Consider the following 13631-nt stretch of genomic DNA (forward strand, 5'->3'; position numbering starts at 1 on the left):
AAAAGACCCCCGTCAAAAGATAAGTATGCTGGGACTCATCCTTGCTGGCTGACCGGCCGGCCAGGGATGGAAACGCATCGGTGACGGCAGCGGAGGAAGACAATGAAAGCATCCGACACTCTGGCCAGCAATCTGCAGAAGGTCCTCACCGACCTGATCGAGCTGCACGTTCAGGGCAAGCAGGCGCACTGGAACCTGGTGGGCACCAACTTCCGCGATCTGCACCTGCAGCTGGACGAGATCGTGGACAGTGCCCGGTTGCTCGCCGACCAGACCGCTGAGCGCATGCGGTCGCTCCACGCACTACCGGACGGCCGGAGCGCCACCGTTTCCTCCGGCACCAGGCTGGAACAGTATCCTGCCGGCCTGACCGTCACCAAGGACACCGCCAAGCTCATCACCAAGAGGCTGGAACAAACGGTCAAGACCATCCGCGACGTCCACGATGAGGTTGATGAAGAAGATCCCACCAGCGCGGACCTCCTGCACGAGGCCATCACCCGGCTGGAGCAGCTGGCCTGGATGGTGAACGCGGAAGTTATGCCCGCCTCGGCGTCCGTGACCGCCCCGGAACGGAAATAGCAACGCCATGATCCGGCCATCCCGCTCGTCAGCGGACACTGAATGAACATTCAGCACCGCCAGTGGCAGCCCGTCCGCCTCAGCCAGCCGTCGCAAGGCGAGTCCGTCCTGGAAGAACCTCCGCTGGACGTCGAGCGGCTGCAGGACAGGGTCGCGTCGGCCGTGGGGGACGTCCCTGCCCTGCTGGCCATCGCCCAGCAGGCCGGCCGTTCCGCGCCGAAGCCCGGTGACGGGCGGACAGTCCGGCTCTGGGAGCTACTGGCATCCGTGGCCGCGGTGGACGTGGCCGCTGCGCGGGTTATGGAACCGCACCTGGACGCCGGCGCCATCCTGTCCCAGGCGGGAACGCCGGAATCGTTTACTGGAACGTGGGGCGTGTACGCAGCCGAGGCCCCCGGCACGCGGCTGGCCGCCGAGGCAGGACCCGGCGAGGCAGGACCCGCCGAGGCAGAACCCGGCGAGGCAGAACCCGCCGGGAAAGCCACGGGCGTGCAGCTGAACGGCTCCAAGCCCTGGTGCTCGCTGGCCCAGTTCGTGGACCACGCCGTGGTGACGGCGCACACGGAGACCGGTGGCCGGGCCGCCTTCGCCGTCGATCTCAGGGCCGCCGGCGTCACGTGCGACGTCCCGGAATGGACCAGCCGCGGTCTGCGCGAAATCCCCAGCGGAACTGTCCATTTCGACCGGGTTCCGGCCGTTCCGCTCGGCGGCGACGGCTGGTACTTCCAGCGCCCGGGCTTTGCCTGGGGCGGCATGGGCGTGGCAGCGTGCTGGCTGGGCGGCGCCGTCGCGCTGGGCCGGCACTTCGAAGCCGCCCTCCTGCGCGGAGCCAGGTCCCAGCGCGAGCCGGACCAGGTGGCACTCGCCGCCCTCGGCGAAGTGGACCGGATCCTGACCTCTACCCTCCAGTACCTCACCCGTGCTGCCGACGCCGTGGACGCCGCCGGGGCGGACCGGGAGCCCGCCGTGGAAGGGGCCCATGGCGAGCCCAACACCGGGGGCGGGCTCGGGCTGGACAGCAGTGCTGTTGGCGGGTGGAGCGAAGCGCTCCGTGTCCGGGGAACTGTTGCCGCCGCCGTCGAACGCGTTCAGCTGCTGGTGAGCCAGAACCTGGGGCCCGGCCCGCTGGCCTTTGATGAACGGTACGGCAAGTGCATGGCGGACCTGTCCCTCTACGTGCGGCAGCACCACGCCACGCGTGACGACGCCCAGTTGGGCGCGCTCACCCTCAAGGGGGAGCACGCGTGGTGACGTTCTCGCACGCGGATGCGGGCACCGATGAGGCGGCCTGGGCGGCCGGCGGCTTCGCCGTCACCGCCACGGACAGCACGCGTGTACTGACTTCCGGGCGGACCGCTGCCCGGGCACCACACGGTTTTGGTTCATACCTGCGTGCCCTGGGCGTGGAGACGGCCGCGGCCCTCCAAAGCAGCTGAAGCCGGAAACGCCCCCGGGCAGCTGCCGGGAGGCAGCTGCCCGGGGTGAAGTCGGGTCGTTCAGCGGCTGTTGCCGTTGCCTTCACGGGCGGTGGCTCCGCCACTGCCGTTCCGGCGGTCGGCGTCCCTGTCGTGCTGCGCGCTGCCCTCCTGGCCTTTGCCCTCTTGGCCGTTGCCCTGCTCGCTGTACTTCTCGCGCAGTTCACGCCCCAGCCGGATGTCCTCCTCTTCCTTCTCCTGGAGCTTGTCGCTCTTCTTGGTGTCACGGGGCGGAAGCTGGAGCGTGTCCTCGGCCTCAATGCCCGCCTGCAGCTGCCGGCCACGTTCCATCTCGGCGTCGAACTCCGCACCAAAAAGCAGGGACATGTTCAGGATCCAGAGCCACAGCAGCATGATGATCACGCCGCCGATGGCGCCGTACGTCTTGTTGTAGTTGCTGAAGTTGCCCACGTAGAACCCAAAACCCACAGAGGCCAGCACAAAAATGAGCAAGGCGATGAGGGAACCCAGGCTCATCCAGCGAAACTTTGGCTGGCGGACGTTGGGGGTGGCGTAGTACAGGATGGCGATGACCACAATGACCAGTGCAACGATGACCGGCCATTTGGCGATGTTCCACACAGTCAGGGTCACGCCGCCGAGGCCCAGGACGTTGCCAATGGCTTCGGCCACGGGGCCGCTGATGACAAGCATTGCTGCGAGCAGCGCAACGATGATGAGCGAGACCACCGTGACGCCTAGCATGGTGCCGCGGAGCTTTATGAAGCCGCGGCCCTCATCAATTTCGTAAATCCGGTTCATCGCGCGGCCAAAGGCAGTCACATACCCGGATGCGGACCAGATCGCCGTCACGAGGCCAATGACAAGGGTGAAGCCGGCAGCAGGTGAGGTGGTCAGTTCCTGGATTGGGTCGCGGATCATTTCCACAGCCTGACCCGGTGCCACGCCCTGGACGATTTCCAGGAGTGCCGCCGTCGTCTTTTCCGCTTGCCCGAAGATGCCGAGCAGCGAAACAAGGGCGAGAAGTGCGGGGAACATCGAAAAGATCGCGTAGTAGGTAAGCCCGGCGGCGAGGTCCGGGCATTGGTCCGCGGTGAATTCACGGAGGGTCTTGCGGGCAATGTATTTCCAGGACGGCTTGTCCACATCAGTGGGACTGTCCGGCTTTCGCGCGTCATCCGGTGCAGGCGCACTGCCCGCTTTTGCGGTACTGGTTTCCGGGGCTTCTTTCGTAGCCATGAGGCATCCTTTCGTTCGCGGGCGGGACGTGTTCCGTTGTCGCGGATCGTTCCCTGCCCGCTATCAGGGGTTCGGGCTCGTGCGTCGTGCGTGAGGTCGCATCAGGGTCGTGAGGTCGCACCAGGGTCGGGTCGCTTAGAGTCCGGGCGCCCTGGGCGGATTGCGGCGGTCGAGCGTGAGCGGGTCGCTCCCCAGCGGATCGTCGGCAAGCTGCTTCTCACCCAGCGGATCATCCGCCATCCGGGTGTCCGACTGCGGAGTCTCGACCAGCTGGCCGGAAGCCAGCGGGTTGGGGTCCTGGGCGTTGGGCGCGGGAGCGCTGCCGCCCTTCGGCCGTTGGTTCTCCGTCATAATTGATCCCTCTCCGGCATGTCGGGTTGCCGAGTGCCACCGGCAACGTCTCGCCATAAAATAGTAAGCATGGTTACTATTAGATCGTAAGTACCCTGATCGCCGCTAGATCAATCGGCCGCCCCCGGCAGCGTCACGCCGGGGGGCAAGTGGCCGGATTCTGCCGGAAAATGACGTGCTGGAATAGAGAGAGGTGGATCCACAGTGGACCCAACTGCCTGGATTTGGATCGTCGTTGTAATCGTCGTCATCGCGCTCATCGCGGTGCTTCTGATGTCCAGCCGCAAGCGCCGGGAGGCGTTCCGGCAGAAGCGGGATGAGCAGAACCGCCAGCACGCCGCCGAGATCCGCAGGAAAGCGGAGAATGCCGACCTTGAGGCTCGCGAAAACGAAGCCCACGCCCTGCATGCCAAGGCCGACGCCGAGAAGGCGCAGGTTGAGGCGGCGCGGCTCCGCCAGGAGGCGGAGCAGCGGCAATCGGCCGCGCAGGAGTTCCGGACGGATGCCGAGAAGCACCAGTACAAAGCCAATGCTTTAGACCCGGATGTGGACGATGATGGCAATCGGCGCGACGAAACACGGGGGGATGTCGGCCGTGGCGATGTTCGGGCTGCGGACGCCCGTACGGGTGAACGGGACATGGCTGCGCGCGACGTGGGCTCGCGGGCAGATGACGCGCGGGCAGATGATGCCCGCGACGTTGATGCCCGCCGGGATGCCGACGCCACCACGGACGCTACCCGGCGGAACACTCCGCGCGAGTAGCCGTCGCCGGCCGTTGACGCCCGCACTAACGAGCGGCCGCGGGGCTACCGCCGGCGCATGAGTGGGAAAAGCCCGCGGCGCGGCCTGAGCGGGGGAGACGCCGGCACGCCGGCGCCTTTGCCCATGCCGTCGATCACTTCGCGGATGGCTTCCAATGACGGCGTTTGCGGCTCCCAGCCGAGCTCGCTCCGGATCCGCGTGGTGTCCATGACCGGCGCGCCTGCCGCCATCTCCACCCATCCGGAGTCTGTCTGCTGCAGCCGCAGCCGCCAGGTGGCACCGACGAAGGCGTGCAGCGCGCGGACCGGGACGGGGAGGATCCTTTTGGCGGAAAAGAGCCGGGCCAGGTTTTGCGGCGTGACCACCGGCTCGGCCGCCACATTGAAGGCGCCGCTGGCCCTGCGCTCAAGCACGCGCCAGTACGCGTCCGCGACGTCGTCGGCATGCACTGCCTGAAAGATCAGTTCCTCGGGAATCGGCAATATTGGCAACGCCGGCCGGCGCGGGACGAACCTCGGGTGGACCCACCCCAGGAAATACCTGCCGATTTCGCTTCCGGCCTGACCCTGGAAGATGAGCCCGGGGCGCAGCCTGGCCACGGCAACCGACGGATTATCCGCCGCGAACCTGTCCAGCAGCTTTTCCTGCTCAGCCTTGTCCCGGCTGTAATGTGAGCCCTCCATGCCGCCGGCAGGCCACGATTCATCCACCCTGCGGTCCTTGGGTGCCTTACTGTACGCGCCAACCGAGGAGGCGCACACCACCTGATTCACTCCGGCTTCCCGGGCAGCCGCCAGCATGTTCGCAGTGCCGGTGACATTGGTGCGGTGCAGTTGCGGGAGGTTCCGGTTCGGCTGGATCTGCCAGGCAAGGTGCACCACCGCATCGGCTCCGGCAAAAGCCTTGGCCAGGTCCTGTGCCGCGCCTTCCCCGCCCACGTCCACGGTGTGCCACTCGACGCCGGCGAAGGGCGGCCGTGAAGTGTCCGGCGCACGGCGGCTGATGCCCACCAGTTCCAGTCCACCCGGGTGTTCCTGCCTGGCCTCCTGAAGTCTGCGGAGTAGTGCTGTTCCCGCATTGCCGCTGGCACCAGTGATCGCGATACGCATGAAATGCCCTTCGTCCGTTGCCGTGGAACCCCAAAGTCAGGCAGTCTGGTGACGGTAGCTTGGCCTTGGTGCTTCTTCGAGCCTATCGTCTCGAGCCATTGTGTAATAAGCACGCTTATGATTTCCTTCTTCTAAGTCTTGCCGCAGGCTTTCTCGAGATCCCGATCGAAGGAACCCCGACAATGCCAGAAACTCCGCCCTCCTTGTCCATGACCGGCCCACCGCAGGCAGCCTCCCAGCCTTCGGCCCAAACGGGACGGCTGCACGATGCCTTCCAGAACCAGCTGGTACTCAATTACCTTGACCTGGCGGAGTCCCTTGCCTCGCGGTACGCCGCTCGAGGACGGGAACGTTCAGACCTGGTCCAAGTGGCCTATCTGGGACTCGTCAAGGCAGCGCGGGGCTTTGACGCAGAGAAGGGCGAAAGTTTTCCCGCCTACGCCGCACCCACCATCAGCGGCGAACTTAAGCGTTTTCTGCGTGACCGGTGCTGGACCGTCCGGCCGCCGCGGCGGGTCCAGGACGTCCGGACACAGCTCCTGCACACGGCCCCGGACCTGGCCCAGTCGCTGGGACGGACCCCGTCGGCGCAGGAACTTGCAAGCGAGCTGGGCGTCAGTACCGCGGACGTGCGGGAAGCGCAGGCGGCAGGCAGCAGCATGCATCCCGACTCGCTGGACAGTCCGGATCCGTGGGGCGGGCCGACAATGGGCGAGGGCCTGGTCTCGCCCGACCAGCCGATCGAGCACCTCGAGGAACTGGTATGCCTCAATGAAGCGATCCAGGAACTGGACCCCGACGACCGCGAGATGCTGTACCGGCGGTACTTCCGGGAGGAGACCCAGATGGAACTGGGCAAACGGTTCGGCATTTCCCAGATGCAGGTATCCCGGCGCCTGTCCCGAATTCTGGTGTGGCTTCAGCGCCGGCTGCTTGACGAGGAGGGCCGGACCGCAGGCAAGCTCGGCCGGGAGCCGGCCAGTCAGGATGGTGCGGCCGCGCCGGACAGTGCCCCCACAGCTCAGCGCAGCGAAAGCCTCCCGACAGCATCCAGGACATCTGCCACCGAAACCGCCAGCAGGGCCGGATCCGGCGTGGCCGCGAAGGTGTCACCGCGGCGCGCCTGAGCGTCTGTCAGCACAATATGCGGCCCCGGCGGCGGGCCCCAGACCTCGGCGGGGGCGGGACCGAAAAGCACCACCGAAGGCCGCGAATACGCAGAGGCCAGGTGTGCCGCGCCGGTGTCTGCGGAGACCACCAGCCGGGCCTCGGCGATGGCGGCCATGAATTCGGCCAGCCGCAGTTTTCCCGCCAGGACCTGTGCTTCCGGTAGCCCCGCGAGCCGTGCAACGTCCACGGCCCGGGGCCGTTCCCCTGAACTGCCGGTGAACACGACCTGGTGGCCATCCTCCGAGAGGGTGCGGGCTACTTCGGCAAAGCGGTCCTCCGGCCAGAGCCGGCTGCCATAGGCGGCCCCTACGTGCAGCACCGTGGCGCCGGGGCAGGGGCTGGGAAGGGCAGGCGGGAGAAGGCGGAAATCGTCCGGTTCGGCGTCAATGCCATGCCACTGCAGCAGCCTGGTCCACCGCTCACGCTCATGGATGTCCTGCATCCACTCCGGGCCGGGCCGTGCAGACGTGCGGTGGCCAACGATCGTCCTGGGGCGCACGGCGGCGAGCCGTGCCTCGCTTTCAGGTCCGCTGCCGTGCAGGTTCACGGCGATGTCCACCTTGCCTGCCTCGATGGGAATCGGAACATCCAGGCCGTGGGTCGGAAGCAGTTCGTAGCCCCCCACCAGCTCCAGGGCGTCCTCCAGCCAGCCCTGAGCCGCGTACAGCAGGCGGTGTTCCGGATAGGCGCGGCGCAGGGCGCGCAGCGCGGGGACGGCAACCAGCAGGTCGCCAAGCTTCAGGGCCCGCAGGACCAGCAGGACAGGTAGTTCGTGCTTGCCGTTCGGTGCTTCCACTGAGGCCTTCCTCGTCTTCAGGCGGCCCGGCTGGGCCGCCTGTCGAGGATTCTAGCCGAGAAGAAGTACGCGGCCTTTTGTTTAGGTCTCGGGTGGGCGGGGAACGAAGGGGATATGGCAACTGATGCTTCTACGCTCAAGGCCGTGCTGTTCGACCGGGACGGGACGCTGGTGTTTGACGTGCCTTACAACGGCAACGCGGAGCTGGTCAGGCCACTGCCCGGGGCACGGAAGGTCCTCGACGAGGTGCGCAGCCTGGGCCTGGCTACCGGCGTGCTGAGTAACCAGTCAGGCATTGCCCGCGGACTCCTGACCCAGGAGGAGGTGGACAGCGTGAACGCCCGGGTGGAGGACCTTCTGGGACCTTTTGACGTCTGGGAAGTCTGTCCGCACGAGGCCGCGGACGGCTGCCGGTGCCGCAAGCCCGCCCCTGGGATGATCCAGAGCGCGTGCCGCCGTCTTGGCATCGACCCGTCAGAGGCGGCATTCATCGGAGACATCGGCAGCGACGTCGAGGCGGCCGCGGCCGCGGGCGCACGCGGTGTCCTTGTCCCCACTCCCCAAACCCGGCCCGAGGAAATCACCGCAGCCCCCGAGGTTGCCGCGGACCTCGAACAGGCCGTTTCCCTGTTGCTGCAGGGAACGCTGCTTCGAGGACTCGCATGAGCCGGGTCCTGGTGGCCCGGCTGGACAGCGTCGGTGACGTTCTTCTGGCAGGCCCGGCGGTCAGGGCCGTGGCGAACGGACGGCGGGCCGACGGCGGCAGCCCCAACGACGTCGTCGTGCTTTGCGGGCCGCAGGGCCAGTCGGCCGCCTCGCTGCTGCCCAGCGTCGCGGACGTTTTTGCCTGGGATGCCCCGTGGATCAGCAATCCTGCACCGCCGGTGACGGGCCCGCACCTGGACTCGCTGGTGGGCTTTGTCCGGAATTCCCGCATCACCGAAGCCGTTATCCTCACCTCTTTCCACCAGTCGCCTCTTCCCCTGGCGCTCCTCCTTCGGCTGGCCGGTGTGGAGCGCATCACCGGGGCTTCCACCGACTACGCGGGCTCCCTCTTAGACGTCCGGCTGAAACCCGGCGAGGACTTTCCGGAGGACCAGCCGGAGTCCGTGCGGGCGCTGGGCATCGCCCGCGCGGCGGGATTCCGGCTAAAGACCGGAGACGACGGAAAGCTGATGGTTAAGGATCCTCCGGCGGTCCGGCACCTGGTGGGGGACGGGCCCTACGTGGTGGTCCATCCCGGAGCCACGGTGCCGGCCCGGGCCTGGCCCCCGCTGCACCATGCGGCGGCCGTGGAGCTGCTGGAGGGCGCTGGCCACAGGGTGGTCGTCACCGGGGGCCCGGGTGAAACAGCCCTTACTGCAACGGTGGCCGGCCCTTCAGCCATCGATCTCGGCGGGCGGACTGACCTTTCCACCTTGTCCGGTGTCCTTGCCAACGCTGACGTTGTGGTCACCGGAAACACCGGACCTGCACATCTGGCCGCCGCCGTCGGAACCCCGGTGGTGAGCCTGTTTTCGCCCGTTGTGCCCGCCGTCCGCTGGGCGCCGTACGGCGTTCCGCTGGAACTGCTGGGCGACCAGAATGCACCATGCAGGCTGAGCCGCGCACGCATCTGTCCGGTACCGGGACATCCCTGCCTTAGCTCGGTTTCGCCAGAACAGGTGGTGGAAGCGGTCGAACGACTGCTGAGCGGGGTCTCCTCGCTCAGCACACGGAGAAAGGTCCGGAAACGATGAGAATTTTGCTTTGGCACGTGCACGGGTCGTGGACGGACGCGTTTGTCCGCGGCCGGCACGAGTACCTGCTGCCGGTCCTGCCGGGGGGCGGTCCATGGGGGCTGGGGCGGGCGGGCCGGAACTGGCCAGCCTCCGTGCGGGAGGTCACGCTTGCCGAGCTGGACGCCAGCAGCATTGACGCCGTGGTGCTCCAGCGTCCGGAGGAAGCCGCGGAGGTCAGGCGCGTCCTGGGCCGCCGGCCCGGCACCGATCTTCCCGCTGTGTATGTGGAACACAACACCCCCAAGGGCGATGTTCCTTTCACCGTCCATCCGCTCGGGGAGCAACGCGAGATTCCGATCGTCCACGTGACCCATTTCAACGAGCTGTTCTGGGACAGCGGCCGCGCCCCGACCAAGGTCATCGAGCATGGCATCGCGGACCCCGGCTACCTCTATACAGGCGAGGCTCCGGAGCTGGGTGTGGTGGTCAATGAACCGGTCCGCCGCGGACGGGTGACAGGCACGGACTTGCTGTCCCGCTTCGCCACCACAGCCCCGCTCCAGGTCTTCGGCATGGGAGGTGACGGGCTGGCGGAGGCCACGGGCATTCCCGGGCCGCGGCTAACGGTCCGGGGCGACCTGAAAACCGACGAGCTCCACCGCGAACTCGCGCGCTGCCGGGCTTACCTGCACCCACTCCGTTGGACCTCCCTTGGGCTGGCGCTGCTGGAAGCGATGCACCTCGGCATGCCGGTCCTGGCGCTGGCCACCACCGAGGCGTCCCGGGCTGTCCCGCCTGAGGCGGGCTGCATCTCCACAGATGTTGAGGAGCTGCGCCAGTGTGCCCGGCTGCTGATCAACGACCCCGAGGAAGCCCGACGGCGGGGTAAGGCGGCACGGGAGGCCGCCCTCGAGCGCTACGGACTTGAGCGTTTCCTGGCGGACTGGGATGAGGTGCTGGCCGATCTGGCCCCGACACATCTGGGGGACGGTCCGCAGCGGGGGTCTGAGGAGGTGGCTGCATCCGCGGATGCAGCTTCAGAGGGGTCCGGGCCGGATGCCCTGTCCGCGGCGCGAGAAAGGAATACCCATTGAAGATCTCAATGATTTCGGAACACGCCAGTCCTTTGGCAGCGCTCGGCGGAGTGGACGCAGGCGGCCAGAACGTGCACGTGGCCGCGCTTTCATCAGCGCTGGCCCGGCGGGGCCATCGCGTGACCGTGTACACCCGGCGCGACGCGCCGGATCTGCCTGCGAGGGTGCGGGTGCATCCCCGGCTTGAGGTAGTACATGTGGAGGCCGGCCCGGCCGAACATGTGCCCAAGGACGAGCTCCTCCCTTACATGGGCGCCCTGGCGGATGGCGTGGTCCAGGACTGGGGTGACTCGCCGCCGCACGTGGTGCACGGTCACTTCTGGATGTCTGGCGTCGCCGCGCTGGACGCCGCACGGCGGGAGCCCGGCGGCTTCCGGGTTCCCGTGGTGCAGACCTTCCACGCGCTGGGCACCGTCAAGCGCCGCCACCAGGGTGCCGCCGACACCAGCCCGGCCGAGAGGCGGTTCCTCGAACCGTCCGTGGGCCGGTCGGCTGACCGGATTGTGGCCACGTGCTCGGACGAGGTCTTCGAACTGAGGGCCATGGGGATTGATACCCGCCGGGTTTCCATCGCTCCTTGCGGGGTGGACCTGGAGCTCTTCTCCAGCGGCGGCCCGGCCGACGTTCCGGCCCGTTCGCACCGCATCCTTTCTGTTGGCCGGCTGGTTCCGCGCAAGGGCGTGGACCTGGTGATCCGCGCGCTGCCTTATCTGCTGAAGGAGGGGTTCGACGACGTCGAGCTGCTCATCGTGGGCGGCGGCGCCGATGAGGGCGGGGAGAATCCGGAGGCGCGCCGGCTACTGGATCTGGCCCGGGACCTCGGCGTGGCGGCCCATGTGGAGCTCAGGGGCCAGGTGCCCAGGGAAGCCATGCCCGGAATCTTCCGAAGTGCGGACGCTGTGGTCTGCACTCCCTGGTACGAGCCCTTCGGCATCGTTCCCCTGGAGGCCATGGCGTGTGGCGTTCCGGTGGTCGCCGCGGCGGTGGGAGGCCTGACTGACAGCGTGGTGGACCGGGGAACCGGCCTGCACGTGCCGCCGAAGGACCCTGAAGCCATCGCAGAAGCCATCGGCACCCTGTTGGCCAGCCCGGACCTGCGCGAAAAACTCGGGCGGGCCGGCGAGCGGCGGGCAAGGGCCCGCTACTCCTGGAACAGGGTGGCAGCCGAAACCGAAAAGGCCTACCAGTTGGCCATCGCAGGCTCTGCGGACGCGGGCAGCCTGGAACCGATGGAAGGAGCGGCACTGTGACTGCGGAATCCCTGCGGGAGGCTGAGCTTCCTGCCATCCACCGGGTTGGCGCCACGCCCGGTTTCCCTTCCCCGGACGCGGTCTCCTCACAGGATGACGCCGAACAGGAGGCCTGTGCCGGTTCGCGGGAGGCAGTGCGGACCCATCTTGGGAACGTCCTGCCCGCCCTGCGGTCCCTGGAAAGCCAAGCCGACAGGCTGGCGGCCTGGGGCGTGGAGCTGGCCCAGCGCTTGCTTAGCGGGCAGAAGCTTCTCGCTGCCGGGAACGGCGGGTCCGCCGCCGAAGCGCAGCACCTGACAGCCGAACTCGTGGGTAGGTTCGACGGTGAGCGGATGCCCTTTTCCGCGATCTCCCTGCACGCGGAGAGTTCGGCCGTTACGGCCATCGCCAATGACTACGGCTACGCGGAGCTCTTCGCGCGGCAGGTCCGCGCCCACGGCAGGTCCGGGGACATCCTCGTGCTGCTGTCCACGAGCGGCCAGAGCCCCAACCTGCTCCGTGCAGCAGAGGCGGCGGCCAGGCTGAACGTGACCACGTGGGCCCTGACCGGGCCGGCACCCAACCCGCTGGCGTCCTGCTGTGACGACGCCGTGGCCGTCGATGCCGTCTCGGCCAATGCGCAGGAAGGGCACCTGATCGCCCTCCACGCCATCTGCCGGGCATTCGAGGCCGAGGTGGCCCGCAAGGGCAAGGGCGTTCCCGGGGCGGAGGCTGATCGCGGATGATGATCGCAGTGGTGGGTGACGTTTTGCTCGACGTCGACATGTCCGGTGAGGCAACGCGTTTGTGCCCCGACGCCCCCGTCCCGGTGGTGGACGTCTCCGACGTCCGCCGCAGGGCAGGCGGTGCCGGACTCGTGGCCCGGATGCTGGCGCAGGACGGCCACCGCGTCACCCTGGTGACCGTGCTTTCCGACGACGACGCCTCCCTCGAACTGGAGGGCGCGCTCGCCGGGGTGCGGGTGGTCTCCGGTCCCTCCGGCGCGAGGACGCCGGTTAAGACCCGCGTCCGGGCGGGCCGCCAGCCGGTGGTGCGGGTGGATGAAGGGTGCGAGCGGCCGGAGGTGCCGGCGGCAACCGCAGGTATGCTCAGGGCGCTGGAGCGCGCCGAAGCGATCGTCGTGGCCGACTATGGACGCGGTCTTGCCGCCAACCAAGAGGTCCGCGACGTGCTCGCCGCCCGGGCGGGCCACATCCCAATTGTGTGGGACCCGCATCCTGCCGGCGCAGTTCCGGTGGCCGGGGTGGCGGTGGTGACCCCGAACCTGTCCGAGGCTGCCAAGGCCGCGGGGACGGGGACCGGAACGCCAGCGTCGATTGCCGCCGTCGGCACTGCCCTGATGGACCGCTGGCAGAGCCAGGCGGTCCTCGTGACCATGGGCGAGCAGGGAGGCATCCTGCTGTCACAGCAGGACTCTTTACCCGTGAGCATCCCGGCTCCTCCCACGGAGGTCACCGACCCCTGCGGCGCCGGGGACAGGCTCGCGGCCAGCCTGGCCGTCCACTTGGCGGAGGGCCGCAGCCTGAGTGACGCCGCCGGACTGGCCATCAAGGAAGCCGCCGCCTTCCTCGGCGCCGGCGGGGTTGCTTCTCTGCCGGACCGCCACAGGCCGGTCTGGCACCACAGCCGTGAGGAAGACGCCCTCGGCCTTGCCCGGCGGGTGCGCGCCAACGGAGGAACCGTGGTGGCCACCGGAGGCTGCTTCGACCTGCTGCACGCCGGCCATGCCCGCACGCTTGCAGCTGCCAGGGATCTTGGCGACTGCCTGATCGTGTGCTTGAACTCTGACGAGTCGGTGCGCCGGATCAAGGGCGAGCAGCGGCCCATTGTGAGCCAGCAGGACCGGGCGGAACTCCTCCTGGCACTCGAGTGCGTGGACGCCGTCCTGGTCTTCGGGGAGGACACTCCGGAGGCCTGCCTGGAATTGCTCCGGCCGGACGTCTGGGTGAAGGGCGGCGATTATCGTGCGTCGGACCTGCCCGAGGCCGGGCTGGTCGAGAGCTGGGGAGGGCGCTGCGTTACGGTGCCGTTCCACCAAGCCCGGTCCACGTCCGTCCTCGCAGACGCCCTGGCGAAGGTCAGCTGAACTGCACCGCAATCCTGAATTAGTCCCAAGCG

15 protein-coding genes are annotated in these 13631 nt (G+C 68.0%); 11 read left to right on the forward strand and 4 right to left on the reverse strand.

All coding sequences use genetic code 11. The features are described from left to right. The first annotated feature begins 102 nt into the window (after positions 1-102). The 3 genes from QF036_RS03675 to QF036_RS03685 are packed head-to-tail and all read left to right on the forward strand — an operon-like array spanning position 103 to position 2018. The gene (locus tag QF036_RS03675; protein WP_307099345.1) at positions 103-582 is read left to right on the forward strand and encodes a Dps family protein; all 480 of its coding nucleotides are present in this window, start codon (positions 103-105) and stop codon (positions 580-582) included. A gap of 42 nt (positions 583-624) precedes the next feature. After that, complete coding sequence (locus QF036_RS03680) at positions 625-1833, forward strand: acyl-CoA dehydrogenase family protein (protein ID WP_373460067.1); 1209 nt, start codon at positions 625-627, stop codon at positions 1831-1833. Next, complete coding sequence (locus tag QF036_RS03685) at positions 1830-2018, forward strand: hypothetical protein (RefSeq protein WP_373460069.1); 189 nt, start codon at positions 1830-1832, stop codon at positions 2016-2018. Before QF036_RS03680 ends, QF036_RS03685 begins: the two co-directional genes overlap by 4 nt. A 60-nt stretch (positions 2019-2078) precedes the next feature. Here QF036_RS03685 and QF036_RS03690 read toward each other — a convergent pair whose 3' ends face one another. Together QF036_RS03690 and QF036_RS03695 are read right to left on the reverse strand one after the other, a co-directional pair. After that, positions 2079-3257 carry a YihY/virulence factor BrkB family protein gene (locus QF036_RS03690; RefSeq protein ID WP_307099347.1) on the reverse strand — a complete coding sequence of 393 codons (1179 nt, stop codon included), beginning with the start codon at positions 3255-3257 and terminating at the stop codon, positions 2079-2081. Positions 3258-3392: 135 nt separating this feature from the next. Then, the gene (locus QF036_RS03695; RefSeq protein ID WP_307099349.1) at positions 3393-3608 is read right to left on the reverse strand and encodes a hypothetical protein; all 216 of its coding nucleotides are present in this window, start codon (positions 3606-3608) and stop codon (positions 3393-3395) included. A 204-nt stretch (positions 3609-3812) separates the two neighbouring features. Between QF036_RS03695 and QF036_RS03700 the strand changes: the two genes are divergently transcribed. After that, the gene (locus tag QF036_RS03700; RefSeq protein WP_307099351.1) at positions 3813-4373 is read left to right on the forward strand and encodes a hypothetical protein; all 561 of its coding nucleotides are present in this window, start codon (positions 3813-3815) and stop codon (positions 4371-4373) included. A 44-nt stretch (positions 4374-4417) separates the two neighbouring features. Here QF036_RS03700 and QF036_RS03705 read toward each other — a convergent pair whose 3' ends face one another. Beyond that, complete coding sequence (locus QF036_RS03705) at positions 4418-5482, reverse strand: NAD-dependent epimerase/dehydratase family protein (RefSeq protein WP_307099353.1); 1065 nt, start codon at positions 5480-5482, stop codon at positions 4418-4420. Positions 5483-5664: 182 nt separating this feature from the next. On the opposite strand from QF036_RS03705, the gene QF036_RS03710 reads away from it, so the two are divergent. Beyond that, positions 5665-6609 (forward strand): sigma-70 family RNA polymerase sigma factor, encoded by a 945-nt coding sequence (locus QF036_RS03710; RefSeq protein WP_307099355.1) that lies wholly within the window; start codon positions 5665-5667, stop codon positions 6607-6609. Here the strand turns inward: QF036_RS03710 and QF036_RS03715 are convergent. Beyond that, the gene (locus QF036_RS03715; RefSeq protein WP_307099357.1) at positions 6504-7448 is read right to left on the reverse strand and encodes a glycosyltransferase family 9 protein; all 945 of its coding nucleotides are present in this window, start codon (positions 7446-7448) and stop codon (positions 6504-6506) included. The two genes, QF036_RS03710 and QF036_RS03715, sit on opposite strands and share 106 nt — an antisense overlap. A gap of 114 nt (positions 7449-7562) precedes the next feature. On the opposite strand from QF036_RS03715, the gene QF036_RS03720 reads away from it, so the two are divergent. From QF036_RS03720 to QF036_RS03745, 6 genes are read left to right on the forward strand one after another with little or no spacing between them, the layout of a single operon-like run. Then, positions 7563-8114, forward strand: coding sequence for a D-glycero-alpha-D-manno-heptose-1,7-bisphosphate 7-phosphatase (locus QF036_RS03720; RefSeq protein WP_307099359.1), 552 nt, complete (start codon positions 7563-7565; stop codon positions 8112-8114). Beyond that, a complete protein-coding gene (locus tag QF036_RS03725; RefSeq protein ID WP_307099361.1) occupies positions 8111-9187 on the forward strand; it encodes a glycosyltransferase family 9 protein in 1077 nt (358 codons plus the stop codon). Before QF036_RS03720 ends, QF036_RS03725 begins: the two co-directional genes overlap by 4 nt. Further along, on the forward strand, positions 9184-10263 hold the full coding sequence (locus QF036_RS03730) for a glycosyltransferase family 4 protein (protein ID WP_307099363.1): 1080 nt from the start codon (positions 9184-9186) through the stop codon (positions 10261-10263). Before QF036_RS03725 ends, QF036_RS03730 begins: the two co-directional genes overlap by 4 nt. Continuing rightward, a complete protein-coding gene (locus QF036_RS03735; protein WP_307099364.1) occupies positions 10260-11513 on the forward strand; it encodes a glycosyltransferase in 1254 nt (417 codons plus the stop codon). Before QF036_RS03730 ends, QF036_RS03735 begins: the two co-directional genes overlap by 4 nt. After that, the gene (locus QF036_RS03740; RefSeq protein ID WP_373460072.1) at positions 11510-12238 is read left to right on the forward strand and encodes a D-sedoheptulose-7-phosphate isomerase; all 729 of its coding nucleotides are present in this window, start codon (positions 11510-11512) and stop codon (positions 12236-12238) included. The genes QF036_RS03735 and QF036_RS03740 overlap by 4 nt, the downstream gene beginning before the upstream one ends. Further along, entirely contained in the window at positions 12235-13599 is a 1365-nt protein-coding gene (locus tag QF036_RS03745; protein WP_307099366.1) for a PfkB family carbohydrate kinase, read from the forward strand. The genes QF036_RS03740 and QF036_RS03745 overlap by 4 nt, the downstream gene beginning before the upstream one ends. The last annotated feature ends 32 nt before the right edge of the window (positions 13600-13631 follow it).

The sequence above is a fragment of the Arthrobacter globiformis genome (assembly GCF_030817195.1).
GTDB lineage: Bacteria > Actinomycetota > Actinomycetes > Actinomycetales > Micrococcaceae > Arthrobacter > Arthrobacter globiformis_D.

Bases quoted from the DNA above. Each gene is read 5' to 3' on its own strand.
- QF036_RS03675 (WP_307099345.1), top strand. From the start codon at position 103: ATGAAAGCATCCGACACTCTGGCCAGCAATCTGCAGAAGGTCCTCACC.
- QF036_RS03680 (WP_373460067.1), top strand. From the start codon at position 625: ATGAACATTCAGCACCGCCAGTGGCAGCCCGTCCGCCTCAGCCAGCCG.
- QF036_RS03690 (WP_307099347.1), bottom strand. From the start codon at position 3,257: ATGGCTACGAAAGAAGCCCCGGAAACCAGTACCGCAAAAGCGGGCAGT.
- QF036_RS03695 (WP_307099349.1), bottom strand. From the start codon at position 3,608: ATGACGGAGAACCAACGGCCGAAGGGCGGCAGCGCTCCCGCGCCCAAC.
- QF036_RS03705 (WP_307099353.1), bottom strand. From the start codon at position 5,482: ATGCGTATCGCGATCACTGGTGCCAGCGGCAATGCGGGAACAGCACTA.
- QF036_RS03710 (WP_307099355.1), top strand. From the start codon at position 5,665: ATGCCAGAAACTCCGCCCTCCTTGTCCATGACCGGCCCACCGCAGGCA.
- QF036_RS03720 (WP_307099359.1), top strand. From the start codon at position 7,563: ATGGCAACTGATGCTTCTACGCTCAAGGCCGTGCTGTTCGACCGGGAC.
- QF036_RS03725 (WP_307099361.1), top strand. From the start codon at position 8,111: ATGAGCCGGGTCCTGGTGGCCCGGCTGGACAGCGTCGGTGACGTTCTT.
- QF036_RS03730 (WP_307099363.1), top strand. From the start codon at position 9,184: ATGAGAATTTTGCTTTGGCACGTGCACGGGTCGTGGACGGACGCGTTT.
- QF036_RS03745 (WP_307099366.1), top strand. From the start codon at position 12,235: ATGATGATCGCAGTGGTGGGTGACGTTTTGCTCGACGTCGACATGTCC.